We start from the raw sequence: 16,768 nt of genomic DNA on the forward strand, positions 1-16,768 counted from the left end.
CTACCGAGTGCCGGCTTTGGCCGGCCATGTCGCCAGCAGCACACCCAATAAGGCCATGCCATAGGCCAGGACCTGCAAGGCGGAAATGGATTCGCCCAGCGCCAGGCCGATCAGCGCCGTGCTGATGGGCAGGAAGACCATGAAGACCCCCGCCTGGGCCGCGGGCAGCCCTTTCAGGCCGGCCATCCACAGCCAGACGGTGATGACGCTGGCCGTGGCGGCGTAATAGGCCAGCAAGGCCCAGTCCAGCACCCGCGGCGCGCTGAAATCGAAGCTCAGGGCCTGCCAGATCGCCAGTGGCGAGACCAGGGCCAGGCCCCAGAGATTGATCAGGGCGCTGATGCGCTTGGGGCCGAGGCCGGCCGTCAGCTTCTTGCCGATGACGACATAGCAGGCCTCGCAGAACACGGCGGCCAGCAGCAGCAGGGCGCCCACGGGCGTGGTGTCGGCGCCCCCCTGTTTGCCCGTTGCCACCAACGCGATGCCGCCTACCGCGCAGCCAATGCCGGCCAGCACGCGACCGCCCAGGCGCTCGCGCAGCACCACCCAGCTCAGCAGGGCCACGGCCGCCGGGATGCCGGCCATGATGACGCCCGCGACCACGGCCGAGCTCTGTCGCAGGCCGAACAGCATGCAGATGGAAAACAGGAAGTTGCCGAGGAAGGATTCGAGGAAGAGCAGCCAGCGCGAACGCGCGTCCAGCGGCGCTTCGCTGGCGGGCTTCTTCAGCCAGGGCAGCATCAGCAGGGCCGCGAAGCCGAAGCGCAGCCCGGCCAGCAGAAAGACCGGGAAGGCCGCCACCAGCAGCTTGGACAGGCCCACATAGCTACCGACCAGGCTGGTGCTGGCCGCGAGCAGCGCATAGGCGCGCCAGGGAACCGGGTGCATCAATTCAGGTTGCCATCAACCGTGAAGGCAATGAACTGCGTGAACTGGGCCGGATTGAAGTTGTTGTCCGAGACGAGGATGAGGGTGCGCTTGCCCTCGAACATCGGGCCGAAGGTGATGCCCTCGATGTTGTCCAGGGCCAGCACGCTGCCGTCGTCGTTCTTCAGCGAGGACAGGTCCAGCAGCATGGCGCGCTTGACGGGCACGACCTCGCGGCCCTTGATGCTGGGCCAGCCCGACACGTCGGTGGCGCCACGGGTGTCGATGAGATACAGCTTGATGGTGTTGCTGGTGGGCTGCTTGGTCAGCGCGGCGATGCCCGGCGTCTGCGCGCCGACGGCAAAGGCGCGCTCGATGACGATGAACTCGTGGGCCGACAGGGCCAGCATGTCAGGCACGCCGTTGGTGGCGAAGTCGCCCTGGCGCGCCGGCGGGAAGGGCACGGGGCCGACGTCGTAGATGTACTCGGCGCCGGCCTTGCCGCTGTCCAGGTCGAAGGACAGCATGCGGGCACGGCTGCCGCGGCCAACCGCCGTGGGCAGGCTGTCCTGGGCCAGGCCGTTCTCGCTCATGGTCCACAGCGTCTTGCCGTCGGGGGTGATGGCGATGCTCTCGAAGGCCAGGTTGTTGTAGACGCCGACGTCCCCGGCCGCGATGCCGCTGGCGCTGCCCGAGGGGTTGTAGTAGCTCGGCACGGGGAATTCACCGGCCGGCTTGCCTTCGATGGTCATGCGCCGGACGGTCGGGTTCTGCATGGCGTTGGAGACGCGCTGACCCTCGTTGGACCAGTAGATGAGATTGCGTTTGGTATCCAGGCGCAGGCTCTCGGGATCGACCATGTTGCGGCCGAAGGGCTGGCCGTCGAGGTCGAGGATGGTCGTCACGTTGACCCAGGTCACGCCGGCATCGCCGGGGCTGGCGCTGCGGCGGAACTTGGACAGGTCCAGGCTCAGCTCGTAGAAGCGCGCCGGGCCGCGGTCGCTGCGGTCATCGGAGATGGCCAGGTAGCGGCCGGTCGCGGCCACGTAGTCGATGCTGGACAGGCCGCCCACCGGCGCGCCGCGAAAGTTCGGGCTGCCCTGCACGATCTGCTGGCCGAGATAGGTCAGGTTCTGGGCAAGGGCCGGCAGGGCCAGCAGCAGGGAGGCTGCGGCGGCGGCGCAGCGGGCAATCAACTTCATCAACTCAATCCTTAGGCAGCGGCATCGCACCGCTGCGGGCGGCGCAGTCTAGTACACGGGTTCAGGCGGCTCGCCGGAGAGCACCACGCAGCGTGTCGACGATGCGTTCGATATGGCCGCTCTCGATGATGAGCGGCGGCGACAGCGCAATCGTGTCGCCCGTCGTGCGGATCAAGAGGCCCTTGTCCCAGCAATCCAGGAAGACATTGAAGGCGCGCTTGGCGGGCTGGCCGTCCAGAGGCTTCAACTCGATGCCGCCGACCAGGCCGATATTGCGCACGTCGATGACATTGGGTTCCTCGCGCAGCGAATGCAGGGCTTTCGCAAACTCGTCCTGCATGCGCGCCGCGCGCGTCAGCAGGTCGTCGTCGGCATAGGTGTCCAGCGTGGCGATGCCGGCCGCGCAGGCCAGCGGGTGGGCCGAGTAGGTGTAGCCGTGGAAGAACTCGATCAGGTGCTCGGGCCCGGTCATGAAGGCGTCGTGGATCTTCTGCTGGGCGAAGACGGCACCCATGGGCACGCAGCCGTTGGTGATGCCCTTGGCCACCGTCATCAGGTCGGGCGTCACGCCGAAGGTCTGGGCACCGAAGGGCTTGCCGGTGCGGCCGAAGCCGGTGATGACCTCGTCGAAGATCAGCAGGATGCCGTGCCTGTCGCAGATCTCGCGCAGGCGTTGCAGATAGCCCTGGGGCGGGATCAGCACGCCGGTGGAGCCGGCCACGGGCTCGACGATGACGGCGGCGATGGTCGACGCGTCGTGCAGGGCCACCAGGCGCTCGAGGTCGTCGGCGAACTCGGCGCCGTGCTGCGGAATGCCGACCGAGAAGGCGTTGCGCGCCGGATCATGCGTGTGGCGGATATGGTCGACGCCGGCCAGCAGGCTGCCGAACATCTTGCGGTTGGCCACCATGCCGCCCACCGAGATGCCGCCGAAGTTGACGCCGTGGTAGCCGCGCTCGCGGCCGATCAGGCGCGTGCGGGCGCCCTCGCCGCGCACGCGGTGGTAGGCGATGGCCATCTTCAGCGCCGTCTCGACGGACTCGGAGCCGGAGTTGGTGAAGAAGATACGGTTCAGGCCCTGCGGCGTGATCTGGGCCAGGCGCTCGGCCAGTTCGAAGGCCTTGGGATGGCCCATCTGGAAGGGCGGCGCGAAGTCCAGCTCGGCGGCCTGGTCCTGGATGGACTGGACGATCTTGCTGCGGTTGTGGCCGGCGTTGACGCACCACAGGCCGGCGATGCCGTCGAGGATCTCGCGACCCTTGTCGTCGCGGAAATACATGCCGTCGGCCTTCGTCAGCAGGCGCGGCGCCTGCTTGAACTGCCGGTTGGCAGTGAAGGGCATCCAGTAGGCGTCAAGCTTGGAAACGTCTGCGCTCATGCGGGGCTCCTCGGCAAGGGATCCCAAAGTCTAGAGTCAATTTGACGGAGTGGTCAGAATCTGACGTCGTTTCAGGGTTCCCACCAAAGGCATCAACTGCACGAGCAGGATGCCGCCGAGCATCAGACCGCAGCCGATCAGGCCGGCGGTGTTGAGGCGCTCGCCCAGCATCAGATAGCCGCAGGCGGCAGCGAACAGGGTCTCGGCCGACAGGATGATGGCCGCGTCCGCGGCCTGGGCGTAGCGCTGGGCCACCACCTGGGCCGTGAAGGCCACGCCCACCGACAGCACGCCGGTGTAGGCGATGGGCCCCGCGGCGGCCTCGAGGCCGGCCCAGCGCAGCGGCTCCATGGCGAAGGCAGCGATCAGTGACAGCCCGCCGCAGATGGCGAACTGGCCGCTGGCGACGAGGAAGGGCGCGCCCATGCGGTCGGCCCAGCGGCCCACCATCAGCACGTGCACGGCCCAGGGAATGGCCGAGCCGGCCACCCAGAGGTCGCCCAGGCCGATGTTGAGTTCATGCGCGCCCGACAGCAGGAAGGCACCCACCAGGCAGCCCGCCGCCGCCGGCCAGACCGACCAGTGCGCGATCTGGCCGAGCATCAGCCAGGCCAGCACCGGCACCAGGGGCACGTAGACGGCGGTCAGGAAGCCGGCATTGGTCACGCTGGTGAACTGGATGCCGACCTGCTGCATGACGGCGCCCAGGGTCATCAGCCCGCCCAGGCCGGCGATATGCCAGCCGTCCAGGCGCGACAGTGGCCGGCCTTCGCGGCCCAGGCGGCGCCACTCCAGCACGGCCAGCGGCAGCACGACAAGGGCACCGATCAGGAAGCGCACGCCGGTGAAGAGCAGGGGGCCGATATCGGCCATGCCCTTGTTCTGGGCGACGAAGGCCGAGCCCCAGATCAGCGCGACCAGGGTGAGCAGCAGATTGGCCTGGATGCGGCTCATGGAGGCGGCGCGGTTGCCGTCTGCCCGGTTTGCCACAGGATGAAGGCGTAGGTATCCGCCGCTTCGGCATCCTGCTGGGCGCGGGTGGAGCCCATGCCGTGGCCGGCATCGAAGTCCACGCGCAGCAGCACCGGCTTGCCACTGGCGGTGGCCGCCTGCAGCCGCGCCGCCATCTTGGCCGGGTGGAAGGGCGCCACGCGCGGGTCCGTCACGCCGGTGGTGAGCAGCACGGCAGGGTAGCGAGTGCCGTCGACGACATGCTGGTAGCTGTCGATGCCCTTCAGCGAGCGATAGCCGCTCTCCTCGCGGATGGCGCCCCATTCGGGCTCCTCGCCATAGCCATTGGGCTCGGCCACATAGCGCAGCGGGTTGTGCCAGCCGACGCCGGAGACGACGGCGGCGAACAGGTCGGGGCGCTCCGTCAGGGCCATGCCCACCGTGACGCCGCCGGCCGAGCGGCCGCCGATGACGAGGCGTTGGGCCGAGGTGTCGCCCTTGGCGATCATGTCCTCGGTGACAGCGATCAGGTCGCGCCAGGTGTTGGGCTTGTTCTCCAGCTGGCCGGCGCGGTGCCAGTCGCGGCCGTACTCGCCACCGCCGCGCACATGGGCATAGCCGACGATGGCGCCGGCGTCGATCAGCGCCAGGCTGCGGCCTGCGAAGCTGGGGGTGTAAGCCGGCGCGCCATAGCTGCCATAGGCCTGCATGAAAGCTGGCGCGCTGCCGTCGTGCTTGAGGTCCTTGCGGTAGATGAGGCTGTAGGGGATGCGGGTGCCGTCCTTGGCCGTGGCGAAGCGACGCTCGGTCGTGTAGGCACTGGTATCGATGGTGGGGCGGGGCGTGAGGCCGGTGTCGGCCAGCTTGCCGCTGCGGTCGACCGACCAGACGCCGGTCGGTGTCAGCCAGCCCGACAGCGTGACCAGCGCGCCGTCCTGGGCGGCGTCGGCGTCCACCTGCGCCAGGGTGCCGTCGAAGGGCAGGGCGATGGTCTCCAGCTTGCCGGCCACCAGGCGCTGCAGCCGGCCCAGGCCACCGTCCATCGCGCGCAGGTAGAGGCCGTCGCGCGCCCGGACCATGTTCTGGAGCACCAGCGTCGACTCGGCCACGGCCTCGCGTGCATGGGCGAGGTCGGGCTGGCGTGCGGACGTGACCAGCACGCGGCCGCGCGGGTGGCCCTGGTTGGCCAGCAGATAGAGCCGGTCGCCGTCGAGCTCGACGTCGGTGACCTCATCGGCGAAGTCGGCCACGGGCTGCCAGCGCACCTTGCCGCGCAGCACATCGGCCAGCGGCGCGACGAGCACGCGGCGTTCGCGGCGCACGTCGGCCAGCAGCAGCACCGCGCGGTCGCTGCCCCGCGCCGTCAGCAGGTAGGGCGCCTGGATGTCGTCGAACTTCAGCCGGGGGTCGAGGCCGCGGGCAACGAGCACCGGGTCGCTGTCCACCGGCGTGCCGATGCGGTGGAAGCGCGCGCGCGAGTCGAGGTAGCGCTGCGGCGTATCCAGCTTGCCGGTCAGCTGGTTGTAGAAGAAGCCGCTGCCGTCGGGCAGCCACTGCGTCTCGGCGTTCTGCGTATTGGGAATGCGCTCGGGCAGCACCTTGCCGGTGGCCACCTCCAGGATCTGCAGCGTCGAATCTTCGCTGCCGTCCTTGGACAGGCCGTAGGCCAGCCGGCTGCCATCGGGCGATGCGCGCCAGAAGTCGAGGGAGACATGGCTGCCCGCCGTGTCCAGCGCCGTGGGATCGACGAGCACGCGGTCCTGCCCGTTTTCGCGCACGAACAGCTTGAAGTTGTTGCTGCCCACGGGGCGCTGCTGGAAGAACAGCCGCTTGCCGGCCCGCTGCAGCGCCGACGTGGCGACCACGTCGCCCGACAGCTGCTGGATGCGCTTGAGCAAGGCCGGCCGGGCCGGCAACGCGTCGATGACGCCGCGGGTGTGGGCGTTCTGGCCCTTCAGGAAGGGCAGCCAGTCGGCGTCCTTGTCGTTCTCCATCCAGCGGTAGCGGTCCACGACGGTCTCGCCGAAATAGCGGTCCTCGACCGGAGCGACACGCGCGACCGGCGGAGCCGCAGCGGCCAGCGTCGTGGCGGCCAGCAGGCCGGCCAGGCAGGAAATCACGAGTCTCATGGGCGGTGTTCCGGAATGGGGGGCGCGGCGGATTCTGTCAGCGCGGCCAGTTCCGCCTCGTCGAAGCCGGCGGCGCGGCGGGCTTCGAGGTTGAAGGGAGCGCGCAGCCTGGGCGCCTGGTGGCGGGTGGCCAGCTCGGCATAGGTGGCGATAGGGTCCAGCCCGCGCTGCTCGCACACGAAGCGGTACCAGCGGTTGCCGGCGGCGACGTGGCCGATCTCGTCACGCAGGATGATGTCGAGAATGGCGCCCGCACGGTGGTCGCCGGCGCCGACCAGCTTGCGCTTGACGGCCGGCGACGCGTCCAGGCCACGCGCCTCCAGCGTGCGCGGGACGAGCGCAATGCGGGCCAGCAGGTCGTGCCGGGTGCGCTCGGCCATGTCCCACAGCGCGTTGTGGGCGTCGAAGTCGCCGTAGTCGAAGCCCAGGGTCAGCAGATGATCGCGCAACAGCGTGAAGTGCAGGGCCTCCTCGGCGGCGATGCGCAGCCAGTCGCGGTAGAAGTCGGCCGGCATGCCGGCAAAGCGCCAGCAGACGTCCAGGGCCAGGTTGATGGCGTTGAACTCGATGTGGGCGATGGAATGGACCAGGGCCGCGATGCCGGCCGGCGTGCGCATCGACGGGCCCTTGAGCTTGATGTGCTCGACGAGCCGGGGCCGGGCCGGGCGGCCGGGGATGCCGGGCGGCTCGGCCAGAACAACGTCGGGATCGAGAGGCGCAGCTTCGTCCAGCGCCCTGGCCGCGGCCGCCTTGGCGAGCGGGTCGGCCAGGCAGAGGATCTCGAGGGCGCGGGCACGGATTTCCATGCCCTGGATTATCCCGGCGCTAGCTCTTAAGCCGGGCGGACACCAGCGGATGCCAGAGTCTGTCGTCCTGCAGCGGCGTGTCGGCCGGCAGGTCGGGATTGCGCAGCTTCAACCAGCGCCTGTCGTTGAGTGCGGCGCGTTGCAGCTGCGGGCCCAGCCATTGCTCGAACAGGGCGACGAAGCTGCCGTCGGCCAGCACCAGTTCCCAGGCCTTGCGCAGGCGCGCCGCCAGCTCGGGCTGGGCGGGGCTGACGAAGAAGTAGAGCGGCGCCGCATAGGCGATCAGCCAGCCGTCCAGCACACACAGGCCTGGCAGGGCGTCGACGAGGGGGAAGACCTCGATGGCGCCGAGGGCGAACAGGTCGATGCGCTCGCGTTCCAGCAACAGCGGGAAGCTGTCGCGTTTGGCAATCGGCTGGACCGCCCAGCCGTTGGCCTTGAGGATCTGGGTGTCGGGCCAGCTTTCGACCTGGGCCAGGCGCAGCCGGCGCGCCTGCTCGAGGTCGGCAACGCGTTGCAATTCGGCGCGACGCCGCTTCAGCGCGATGGGCAGGCGGATGCCCATCAGGCCGCGGTAGAGACAGACACGCACGGCCAGCGCCTGGGTCTCGTGCTCGCTGGTCGTGATGGAGGAGGCAATGTCCAGCTCGCCTGAGGCGAGCTGCAGGAAGGCCCGGCTCTGCGTCATCGCGGGGGCGGCCTCGAGCCGGTAGGGGCCGTGGCTGGCGCTGGTCTTGTCCAGCAGCAGGCGCAGCACCGCGAGCTCGTAGTTGGGCACGCCTTCGGGCAGTTGCACCAGGGAGTGGCGCACCACGACCCCGGACGACGGCGCGGCCTGGCCCAGGGCCGGCCACAACCCCAGGGCGGACAGACAGCGCCTGCGAAGACGGTTGACCGACATGCGGTCCAGCCTAGCAGCAGCCCCCTTCTAAAATCGAGGTTTTGCGCGCCTTGGCGGCCGCAGCGTGCGGGAGTCCATGAAATGGCCATCTATCAGCTGGGCGAGTGGCGGCCCGACGTCGACGACAGTGCCTGGGTGGCCGACAGCGCCGAGGTCATCGGCCGCGTGACCCTGGAGGCCGACACCAGCGTCTGGTTCAACGCGGTGCTGCGCGGCGACAGCGACACGCTGACCATAGGCGCGGGCAGCAACATCCAGGACGGCTCGGTGCTGCATGCCGACCACGGTTTTCCGCTGGTGCTGGGCCGCAACGTGACCGTCGGCCACCAGGTCATGTTGCATGGCTGCACCATCGGTGACGAAAGCCTCATCGGCATCGGGGCCGTGGTCTTGAATGGCGCCCGTATCGGCCGCAACTGCATCGTCGGCGCCGGGGCCCTGGTCACCGAGGGCAAGGAGTTCCCGGACGGCTCGCTGATCGTCGGCGCGCCGGCCAAGGTGGTGCGCGAACTCAGCGAGGCCCAGATCGCCGGGCTCAGGGCCAGCGCCACCCACTATGTCAACAACGGCCGCCGCTATGCGGCCGACCTGAAAAGAATCCGATGAGTGAATTGCACAAGTTCCTGTTCGACGGCCTGCCGGTGCGCGGCATGCTGGTGCGCCTGACCGAAGGCTGGCAGGAGCTGCTGTCGCGCCGCGAGGCCGGCCAGGAATACCCGCCCGAACTGCGCGATCTGCTGGGCGAGATGAGCGCCGCGGGCGTGCTGATGCAGGCCAACATCAAGTTCAACGGCGCCCTGGTGCTGCAGATCTTCGGCGACGGCCCCGTCAAGCTGGCCGTGACCGAGGTCCAGCCCGACCTGTCCTTCCGCTCCACGGCCAAGTGCGTCGGCGCGGTCGAGGCCGGTGCGACCCTGGAGGCCATGGTCAATGTCCACGGCCAGGGGCGCTGCGCCATCACGCTGGACCCCAAGGACAAATTCCCCGGCCAGCAGCCCTACCAGGGCGTGGTGCCCCTGCATGGCGACCAGCGCGAGCCGCTGCAGAAGGTCAGCGAGGTGCTGGAGCACTACATGCTGCAGTCCGAGCAGCTCGACACCAAGCTGGTGCTGGCGGCCAACGGCGACATCGCGGCGGGCCTGCTGATCCAGCGCCTGCCGGTCGAGGGCGAGGGCAACCTGGAAGGCAAGCGCAACGAGGACGACATCGGACTGTCCGATGCCTTCAACCGCATCAGCATCCTGGCCGGCACGCTGACTTCCGAGGAGTTGCTGACGCTGGACGCCGACACCATCCTGCGCCGCCTGTTCTGGGAGGAGACGGTGACCCGCTTCGAGCCCCAGCAGCCGCGTTTCGCCTGCACCTGCTCGCGCGAGCGCGTCGGCCAGATGCTGCGTGGCCTGGGTCGCGACGAGGTCGACAGCGTGCTGGCCGAGCGCGGCGACGTCGAGATCGGCTGCGATTTCTGCGGCCGTCACTACCGCTTCGACGCGGTGGACGTGGGGGCGCTGTTCGATGAGCGCAGCCATCCGTCCGGCGGCTCCGCCACGATGCAATGAGGGGTCCCCCCGGGCATCCCGACTTCTGAGGATGTCCGCCGGCCTAGTGATTGACGCCGCCCCGCTGAGCTGAGACTTTCGCCCCCTGGCCCGTTCCTGCAAGGGCCGGGAGCGAAGGATGGCGGATTCCAAGGGTGGGGTGCTGGGCAGTTTCCCGTGGGCCAGCGTGGCCGTGCTGATGGCCTTCATCGCCAGCACGCAGCTGGTGCCGCATGCCTTCGACGCGCTGCGCCCGGCCGAGAAGGCGCGCGCCCAGGCGCCGCTGGACCCCGACCTGGAAATCAACGCCCGGCTGTGGGAAGACCCTTTCGCGGCCTTGCGCCGCTACGAGGTGGAGCGCTCCGACCGTTGCGAACGCCAGCACAAGGCCGCGCAGCCGGTGGACGCCGACTGCGGCAGCGCAATGCCCAAGCTGCGCGATCCGCGCAACCTGCTGTCGCGGCTGGACGCCGACCAGAACAAGCGCATCGACGACACGCTGATCGTGCTGGCCCTGATGCCCGGCGCCGATTTCGTCGGCGCCGAGGAGGCGCGCCGGCGCATCCGCTACGCGACGCTGGCCGGCCTGCTGGCCCAGGACTATGTGCCTGACAACGCCGAGCGCCTGAGCCTGCTGGAGTTCAAGCTGCTGGACGCCGGCACCGAGGGCAGGGCGAAGGCAGGGGCGGCCGGGGCGAGCCAGGGGGCCGGCTACATGGTGCCCTACGAGCTGCTGTCGCTGCGGCGCGAGAACAGCGACGAGCCGCCGTCCCGCTACGCCCAGGTCGCGCTGCTGTGGGTGGATGAGACCGCACTGCCGCTGCGCAAGCTGGATGCCGTCGCGCGGCTGACCGAGCAGCTGATGGGCAAGGAGGCTCGCAAGCGGGCCCAGGTGCGCTTTGCCGAAGACCACCCCGACGCGCTGCCGCGCCTGGCCGTCATCGGCCCCTCGTCCACCGATGCCCTGCGCACCGCGCTGCGCGACCTGCGCTGCGCCGCCGACTTGAACAATGCCGACGGCATCGCCGCCGGTGGCGTGGGTCGCAGCGAGGCCGCCCGCTGCGCGCGCCGTGGCGAGGACATCCATGCGAAACAGGTGCTCCCCGACGACTTGCTGGACGGCTACCGGCTGCTGTCCCGCGCCGAGTTCTACAACCCTTCGTCGACGGCGCCAGAGCGCATGCTGCCCGAGCTGCAGCAGTACACCCGCGACGTGACAGGCGTGGACGACGGCCTGGACGCCTTCCTGACCCAGCACTTCAGCCGCCTGACCGGCAGCAAGGGCAAGCCGCCACCGGTGCGCATGGTGCGCACGGTGGGCAGCGATGCCGACCTGATCGAGAACCTGGTCAAGGAGGTGCGTCTGCGCCTGCCGCAGAAGCACCGTCGCATCGTCGTCGTGGCCGAACGCGATTCCATCTACGCCCAGGCCCTGGTCGAGCAGTTGCGCGACTGCCTGCCGCCGGCCCTGCAGGACAGCCTGAAGGTCATCTACTTCTTCCGCGGCATCGACGGGGTCACCACCAAGGAGGCCAGCGCCGCCGCGGCCCTTGCGACGGCCGCGGCCAAGGCGCCGCCGCTGGAGTGGCCCGAAAGCCGCGACCAGCTCGACTATCTGCGCCGGCTGAGTGCCGAGCTCAAGCGCAGCGAGGCCATCGAAGACAGCCTGCCCATCGGCGCCATCGGCATCTTCGCCAACGACGTGCACGACAAGCTGCTGGTGCTGCAGGCCCTGCACGAGACCTTCTCGGACCGCATGTTCTTCACGACGGACATGGATGCGCGCTATCTGCACCCGCGCACCCAGGCCTTCACGCGCAACCTGGTCGTGGCCAGCAGCCTGCCGCTGTCCTTCTACCCGCCCAAGCCCGGCGAGGTCGACCTGCAGGCCGGCACGCCGCCGCTGCGCGACATCTACCAGACCAGCACCTATGCCGCCGCCCGCCGCGCCGGCTGCCGCAGCGAGGCCTGCAAGGCCGCCGAGGCCCGGGCGCTGGAGCCGGTGCTGAAGAACACCTCGGTCTACGAGATCGGTCGCTCGGAAAGCGTGCCGCTGGCCGGCTATGCGCTGCTGGAGAGGCCGCACCAGGCGGCGCCGGGACGCATCTTCGTCGCGCTGCTGATGGCGGCGCTGATCGGCTGCATGCTGTTCGCCTGGCCGTCCACACCCTCCATGCGCCAGGCGCGCCGGGTGTTGCTGGGCGCCAGCGGGGGCCCGCCGCGCACCATGGACCTGACGGCCATCGCGCTGGTGACCCTGCATGCGGTGCTGCTGTCCTATGCCATGGCCAGCCTCATCGAATTCGTGCTGCCCGGGCGCTTGAACTTCAGCCACGCCCGCCTGCTGGCTGCATTGGCGGCCGGCGGCGCCCTGCTGCTGGGGCTCACGGCCTGGAAGGCCGGCGAGCGGCGGCGCCTGGTGGCCGTGCTGGCCGTACTGCTGCTGGGCATTGCCGGTGCGTGGATGTGGGTGGCCTGGCCGCATGGCGGCTGGTTGCCGGGCAAGGTCCCCTGCCTGACCTGCGAGCCCACGGCCTGGCTGGAAGGCGTGAGCGCCTGGCCCTCCCATCTCATCCACCTGCTGGCGTTGTTCACGCTGCTGTGGACGCTGGACTGGACCTGGGCCGCGACCCAGGAACAGCTCAAGCGCGACTCCTTCTGGCTCAAGCTGGCGGCGCCCCAGCCGCATCGCCTGCGCGAGTTGCTGGGCGGCTGGTTCGCCCATGCCAGCGTGATGTTCTGGAAGCCCGGGGTGGGCTTCAGCTGCGACTTCAAGCAGCTGTGGTTGGAGTACGGCGAGCGCGGCGAGGCCACGCCCCGCCTGATCCGCACGCTGTTCTGGTATCTGCTGACGCTGGCCGTCATGCTGCTGCTGTTCTTCGGCATCAACGACGGCCAGATCCCCGAGGTGCCGGCGCGCGGGCGCGAGCACCGCAGCCTGGTGCGCGTGACCCTGTATGCGGCCATGCTGCTGCTGCCCCTGCTCATCGTGGCGGTGGCCGACGCGACCGTGCTGCTGACGCGCTTCGTGCGCCACCTGAACGCCGGCCGCAGCTACTACCCGCCCGACACCATCGCGCAGTTCGCCAACGCGCTGGGCGACGAGCACAAGGCGCTGTGGGCCCAGCGCTTCTGCGCCAAGCCGGAGGACCGCACCAAGGACGGTGCCGGCTTCACCATGCACACCCTGCTGGACGACTGGATCGACGTGCAGGTGGTGGCCCGGCGCAGCGCGCCCATCGCGCGGCTGGTCATCGGGCCTTTCGTCGTGCTGGCCTTGCTGGTGGTGGCACGCAGCAGGCTGTTCGACAACTGGGCGCTGACGCCGGCCATCGCCGTGGGCGTGAGCTTCTACATCGCGGTGCTGATCGGCCTGACCTTCCTGCTCAAGCAGGCGGCCGAGAACACGCGCCGTCGCGCGCTGGAATCCATGCAGGCCGACCTGCGCTGGATGGCAGGCAGCGGCGCGCCGCTGACCGGCCTGGTGGAGCCCTTCAAACGGCTCATCACCCAGGTCGAGAACGAGCAGCACGGCGCCTTCGCCTCCTTCTTCGACCAGCCCCTGCTGAAGGCCATCCTCGTGCCCCTGGGCGGCGCGGGCGGCACCCAGCTGTTCGACTATCTGCTGCTGGGGCGCTAGCGCACCCGGCCGCCGGCGAATTCAAGCCCTAGAACCGTCGGCCGGGGGCGGGAGCGTCCCCCGTCCTGACGATGGTGTTTGAGGTCAGATGGACTAGCTTGTTAGGAGGGGCCACCTCGTGATCGGGGCCGCCGGGCGCCCCGGCATCGCCGTCCCATGCCGGTCACTGGAGTGAAGCATGACCTCCGAGCAACGACTACTCGCCCTCATCGGCAAGCGCCTGCCTGCCATCTTCGACGTCATCCCGCGCGGACCTCAGGGCCTGGCCTTGCAGGACCGGGTCAGCGCCGTGGCCCTGAATCCTCAGCCCCTGCCGCCCGCACCGGCTGAAATGGTCGGCGCCGCGCTGGCCCAGGAATTCGCCCGCATGGCCTTTGTCAGCGACAGGCTGGGCCTGAACTGGAAGACCATGAGCCAGGACCTGGACGATTGGTGCCCGACGCAGCCGCGCAAGATCAAGTTCCCGGTCGGCTGGCCGCCGGTGCCCGAGCCCGATCCGCATCCCAACTGGTTCGCCGAACTGCATCTGGGCTTCGCGGCCAAGCTGTCGGCCATCTCGGCCGACTACGCCGGCACGCCGCTGGCGGCGACGCTGGACCGCGCCGTCAACCGCTCCATCGACGCGCTGTCGCAGCTGCGCGCCCAGTGAGGCGGTTCAGCCGCCCAAGCTGTCGACGGCCCGCACGGCCCGAGCCAGCCGTTCGGCCTGCACCTCGCCGTGGATATCGAGCCAGGGCAGGCCATGGCTCGACAGGGCCGCACGCAGGCGGGCGTCGAAACGCGCCCGCACCTCGGGCCCGTCCCGCAGGAAGCCATCGGCCTCCCACGGCAGGTCCGGTGCGCAGAGCAGGGTCAGATCGCTGCGGCGCTGGAAGGCGAGGGCGTCCTGCAGCAATGCGTCGTCATTGAAGTAGTGTTGGCTGCACAGGGCGGTGATCAGCGGCGTGGTGTCGCAGATCACCAGTTCGTGCTCGCGTGCCGCTGCCTCGATGCGGGCAGCCTGCTCGGCGGCGATGTGCGCCTGTTCATGCTGCTGCGGCGTGCGGCCGTGGGTGGCACACCATTCGCGCAGGTATTCGGTGACGAGGCCGGCGTTGAAGTGCCTGGCCAAGGCGGGCGCCAGCGTGGACTTGCCGGTGCATTCCGCACCGAGCAAGGTCACCAGGCGGGTCAAGCCTTTCTCCAGGCGCGCCAGCCGATGACGCTCAGGGGGATGAAGCCGGCGTAGAGGATGACCGTCAGCCAATAGCCCTTGAGGCCGAACAGCACGACGCTGACCGCGTTGACGACGATCCAGGTCGGCCAGTTCTCTTCGTATTTGCGCGCCAGCAGCCATTGGCCGAGCAGGCTGGCGACGGTGGGGAAGGCGTCCCAGTAGGGCAGGGGGCTGTCGGTCGCCTTGGACAGGAAGACGCCGAGCAGGGGCCAGGCGGCCAGCGTCAGCAGCAAGGGTTTGACGAGGCCCTGGCGGCCGAGGCGGCGCACCGTCAGCGTCTGGCCTTCGCGCGTGCGGCCGAAGCGCCATTGCCACCAGCCCCACAGGGCCAACGCGGCGAAGACGAGCTGCAGCGAGGCTTCGCCATAGAGCTTGCCGTCCCAGAACAGCGCGAAATACATCAGCGAGCTGACGAGGGCCAGCGGCCAGGCCAGCAGGTGGACGCGCATATTGCAGACCACCATCCAGACGGCCAGCACGAAAGCCACCAGCTCCAGCCAGGAGATGGGGCTGCCGAAAGCAGTGAAGGCGGGCGCGATGAGCGCCGCCCAGAGCGCGGCCAGCATCAGCGTTTGGCTGAGGAGGCCGCGAGCGGCACGAAGACTTCGTCCGACTTGATCATGCCGAGGTCGAAGCGGGCCTTCTCCTCGACCATTTCCAGGCCCTCGCGCAGATCACGCAGTTCGGCCTGCAACTGGGCATTGCGGGCCCGGGCCGTGTCGTTGTCGGCCTGGGCCTGGCTCAGCTCCGAGCGGAGCTGAGCGACGTGCGGAATGCTGCCCCGGCCCACCCAGAGCTGGGCTTGGATGGCGATCAGGAAGACCGCCAGGACCGCGGCAAGAACCTTCAAGATTTACTTGAGGTTGTAGAAGGCGGCACGGCCGGGGTAGACAGCGACGTCGCCCAGGTCTTCTTCGATGCGCAGCAGCTGGTTGTACTTGGCCATGCGGTCCGAGCGCGACAGCGAACCGGTCTTGATCTGGCCGGCGTTCAGGCCGACGGCGATGTCGGAGATGGTGCTGTCTTCGGTCTCGCCCGAGCGGTGCGAGATGACGGCCGTGTAGCCGGCGCGCTTGGCCATCTCGATGGCGGCGAAGGTTTCGGTCAGCGTGCCGATCTGGTTGATCTTGATCAGGATGGAGTTGGCGATGCCCTTGGCAATGCCTTCCTGCAGGATCTTGGTGTTGGTGACGAACAGGTCGTCGCCGACGATCTGCACGTTCTTGCCCAGGCGATCGGTCAGCAGCTTCCAGCCGTCCCAGTCGCCTTCGGCCATGCCGTCTTCGATGGAGATGATGGGGTATTTGTCGACCCAGGTGGCCAGCATGTCGGTCCACTCGGCCGCGGTCAGCTGGATGCCGCCTTCGCCTTCGAGCACGTACTTGCCATCCTTGTAGAACTCGCTGGCGGCGCAGTCCAGACCGATGGCGATCTGGTCGCCGGCGCGGTAGCCGGCCTTGTCGATGGCCTGCAGGATCAGCTGGATGGCGGCCTCATGGCTCTCGACGCTGGGGGCGAAGCCGCCCTCGTCGCCGACGGCGGTGGAGATGTGCTTGTCGTGCAGGATCTTCTTCAGCGCGTGGAAGACCTCGGCGCCCCAGCGCAGGGCCTCGCGGAACGACGGCGCGCCCACGGGGATGATCATCAGCTCTTGCAGGTCGAGCGAGTTGTTGGCGTGGGCACCGCCGTTGATGACGTTCATCATCGGCACGGGCAGCTGGTTGCCGTTCATGCCGCCGAAGTAGCGGTACAGCGGCAGGCCGGACTCTTCGGCGGCGGCACGGGCCACGGCCATGGAGACGGCCAGCATGGCGTTGGCGCCCAGGCGGCTCTTGTTCTCGGTGCCGTCCAGGTCGATCAGGGTCTTGTCCAGGAAAGCCTGCTCGGAGGCGTCCAGACCCAGCACGGCCTCGGAGATCTCGGTGTTGATGTGCTCGACGGCCTTCAGCACGCCCTTGCCCAGGTAGCGGGCCTTGTCGCCGTCGCGCAGCTCGATGGCTTCACGCGAACCGGTGGATGCACCCGAGGGCACGGCCGCGCGGCCCATGACGCCGGACTCTAGCAGCACGTCGCATTCGACGGTGGGGTTGCCGCGGCTGTCGAGGATTTCTCGGCCGACGATGTCAACGATGGCGCTCAT

15 protein-coding genes are annotated in these 16,768 nt (G+C 69.1%); 4 read left to right on the top strand and 11 right to left on the bottom strand.

The features are described from left to right. The 7 genes from AC3WOE_RS02695 to AC3WOE_RS02725 form a co-directional block, all read right to left on the bottom strand. The gene (locus AC3WOE_RS02695) at window positions 1-888 is read right to left on the bottom strand and encodes a DMT family transporter (RefSeq protein WP_492688069.1); all 888 of its coding nucleotides are present in this window, start codon (window positions 886-888) and stop codon (window positions 1-3) included. After that, the gene (locus AC3WOE_RS02700; protein ID WP_492688070.1) at window positions 888-2,069 is read right to left on the bottom strand and encodes an esterase-like activity of phytase family protein; all 1,182 of its coding nucleotides are present in this window, start codon (window positions 2,067-2,069) and stop codon (window positions 888-890) included. The genes AC3WOE_RS02695 and AC3WOE_RS02700 overlap by 1 nt, the downstream gene beginning before the upstream one ends. A gap of 61 nt (window positions 2,070-2,130) precedes the next feature. Then, window positions 2,131-3,447, bottom strand: coding sequence for an omega-aminotransferase AptA (gene aptA / locus AC3WOE_RS02705; RefSeq protein WP_492688072.1), 1,317 nt, complete (start codon window positions 3,445-3,447; stop codon window positions 2,131-2,133). A 36-nt stretch (window positions 3,448-3,483) separates the two neighbouring features. Next, window positions 3,484-4,401: a DMT family transporter gene (locus tag AC3WOE_RS02710; RefSeq protein WP_492688073.1), complete on the bottom strand. Its 918-nt coding sequence runs from the start codon at window positions 4,399-4,401 to the stop codon at window positions 3,484-3,486. After that, window positions 4,398-6,527, bottom strand: coding sequence for a prolyl oligopeptidase family serine peptidase (locus AC3WOE_RS02715; protein WP_492688075.1), 2,130 nt, complete (start codon window positions 6,525-6,527; stop codon window positions 4,398-4,400). Before AC3WOE_RS02715 ends, AC3WOE_RS02710 begins: the two co-directional genes overlap by 4 nt. Beyond that, window positions 6,524-7,333 carry a ferritin-like domain-containing protein gene (locus AC3WOE_RS02720; RefSeq protein ID WP_492688077.1) on the bottom strand — a complete coding sequence of 270 codons (810 nt, stop codon included), beginning with the start codon at window positions 7,331-7,333 and terminating at the stop codon, window positions 6,524-6,526. Before AC3WOE_RS02720 ends, AC3WOE_RS02715 begins: the two co-directional genes overlap by 4 nt. Before the next feature lie 19 nt (window positions 7,334-7,352). Continuing rightward, on the bottom strand, window positions 7,353-8,234 hold the full coding sequence (locus AC3WOE_RS02725; protein WP_492688078.1) for a hypothetical protein: 882 nt from the start codon (window positions 8,232-8,234) through the stop codon (window positions 7,353-7,355). An 81-nt stretch (window positions 8,235-8,315) separates the two neighbouring features. Between AC3WOE_RS02725 and AC3WOE_RS02730 the strand changes: the two genes are divergently transcribed. The 4 genes from AC3WOE_RS02730 to AC3WOE_RS02745 all read left to right on the top strand — a co-directional run bounded on the left by AC3WOE_RS02730 (window position 8,316) and on the right by AC3WOE_RS02745 (window position 14,061). Beyond that, window positions 8,316-8,840 carry a gamma carbonic anhydrase family protein gene (locus tag AC3WOE_RS02730; RefSeq protein ID WP_492688080.1) on the top strand — a complete coding sequence of 175 codons (525 nt, stop codon included), beginning with the start codon at window positions 8,316-8,318 and terminating at the stop codon, window positions 8,838-8,840. Then, window positions 8,837-9,793: an Hsp33 family molecular chaperone HslO gene (gene hslO, locus AC3WOE_RS02735; protein WP_492688082.1), complete on the top strand. Its 957-nt coding sequence runs from the start codon at window positions 8,837-8,839 to the stop codon at window positions 9,791-9,793. Before AC3WOE_RS02730 ends, hslO begins: the two co-directional genes overlap by 4 nt. Before the next feature lie 118 nt (window positions 9,794-9,911). After that, window positions 9,912-13,412 carry an acyl carrier protein gene (locus tag AC3WOE_RS02740; RefSeq protein ID WP_492688083.1) on the top strand — a complete coding sequence of 1,167 codons (3,501 nt, stop codon included), beginning with the start codon at window positions 9,912-9,914 and terminating at the stop codon, window positions 13,410-13,412. Between the two features lie 178 nt (window positions 13,413-13,590). Then, entirely contained in the window at window positions 13,591-14,061 is a 471-nt protein-coding gene (locus AC3WOE_RS02745) for a hypothetical protein (RefSeq protein ID WP_492688085.1), read from the top strand. Between the two features lie 6 nt (window positions 14,062-14,067). Here the strand turns inward: AC3WOE_RS02745 and AC3WOE_RS02750 are convergent, their stop codons facing one another. From AC3WOE_RS02750 to eno, 4 genes are read right to left on the bottom strand one after another with little or no spacing between them, the layout of a single operon-like run. Further along, window positions 14,068-14,586, bottom strand: coding sequence for an AAA family ATPase (locus tag AC3WOE_RS02750; protein WP_492688087.1), 519 nt, complete (start codon window positions 14,584-14,586; stop codon window positions 14,068-14,070). Next, on the bottom strand, window positions 14,583-15,194 hold the full coding sequence (gene pnuC / locus AC3WOE_RS02755; RefSeq protein ID WP_492688089.1) for a nicotinamide riboside transporter PnuC: 612 nt from the start codon (window positions 15,192-15,194) through the stop codon (window positions 14,583-14,585). The genes AC3WOE_RS02750 and pnuC overlap by 4 nt, the downstream gene beginning before the upstream one ends. After that, window positions 15,194-15,478: a septum formation initiator family protein gene (locus AC3WOE_RS02760; RefSeq protein WP_492688090.1), complete on the bottom strand. Its 285-nt coding sequence runs from the start codon at window positions 15,476-15,478 to the stop codon at window positions 15,194-15,196. The genes pnuC and AC3WOE_RS02760 overlap by 1 nt, the downstream gene beginning before the upstream one ends. Before the next feature lie 3 nt (window positions 15,479-15,481). Further along, window positions 15,482-16,768: a phosphopyruvate hydratase gene (gene eno / locus AC3WOE_RS02765; RefSeq protein ID WP_492688091.1), complete on the bottom strand. Its 1,287-nt coding sequence runs from the start codon at window positions 16,766-16,768 to the stop codon at window positions 15,482-15,484.

The organism is Roseateles sp. FW305-36, assembly GCF_058787015.1.

Bases quoted from the DNA above. Each gene is read 5' to 3' on its own strand.
- AC3WOE_RS02715 (WP_492688075.1), bottom strand. From the start codon at position 6,527: ATGAGACTCGTGATTTCCTGCCTGGCCGGCCTGCTGGCCGCCACGACG.
- AC3WOE_RS02710 (WP_492688073.1), bottom strand. From the start codon at position 4,401: ATGAGCCGCATCCAGGCCAATCTGCTGCTCACCCTGGTCGCGCTGATC.
- pnuC (WP_492688089.1), bottom strand. From the start codon at position 15,194: ATGCTGGCCGCGCTCTGGGCGGCGCTCATCGCGCCCGCCTTCACTGCT.
- eno (WP_492688091.1), bottom strand. From the start codon at position 16,768: ATGAGCGCCATCGTTGACATCGTCGGCCGAGAAATCCTCGACAGCCGC.
- AC3WOE_RS02745 (WP_492688085.1), top strand. From the start codon at position 13,591: ATGACCTCCGAGCAACGACTACTCGCCCTCATCGGCAAGCGCCTGCCT.
- hslO (WP_492688082.1), top strand. From the start codon at position 8,837: ATGAGTGAATTGCACAAGTTCCTGTTCGACGGCCTGCCGGTGCGCGGC.
- aptA (WP_492688072.1), bottom strand. From the start codon at position 3,447: ATGAGCGCAGACGTTTCCAAGCTTGACGCCTACTGGATGCCCTTCACT.
- AC3WOE_RS02700 (WP_492688070.1), bottom strand. From the start codon at position 2,069: ATGAAGTTGATTGCCCGCTGCGCCGCCGCCGCAGCCTCCCTGCTGCTG.
- AC3WOE_RS02730 (WP_492688080.1), top strand. From the start codon at position 8,316: ATGGCCATCTATCAGCTGGGCGAGTGGCGGCCCGACGTCGACGACAGT.
- AC3WOE_RS02720 (WP_492688077.1), bottom strand. From the start codon at position 7,333: ATGGAAATCCGTGCCCGCGCCCTCGAGATCCTCTGCCTGGCCGACCCG.
- AC3WOE_RS02695 (WP_492688069.1), bottom strand. From the start codon at position 888: ATGCACCCGGTTCCCTGGCGCGCCTATGCGCTGCTCGCGGCCAGCACC.
- AC3WOE_RS02725 (WP_492688078.1), bottom strand. From the start codon at position 8,234: ATGTCGGTCAACCGTCTTCGCAGGCGCTGTCTGTCCGCCCTGGGGTTG.
- AC3WOE_RS02740 (WP_492688083.1), top strand. From the start codon at position 9,912: ATGGCGGATTCCAAGGGTGGGGTGCTGGGCAGTTTCCCGTGGGCCAGC.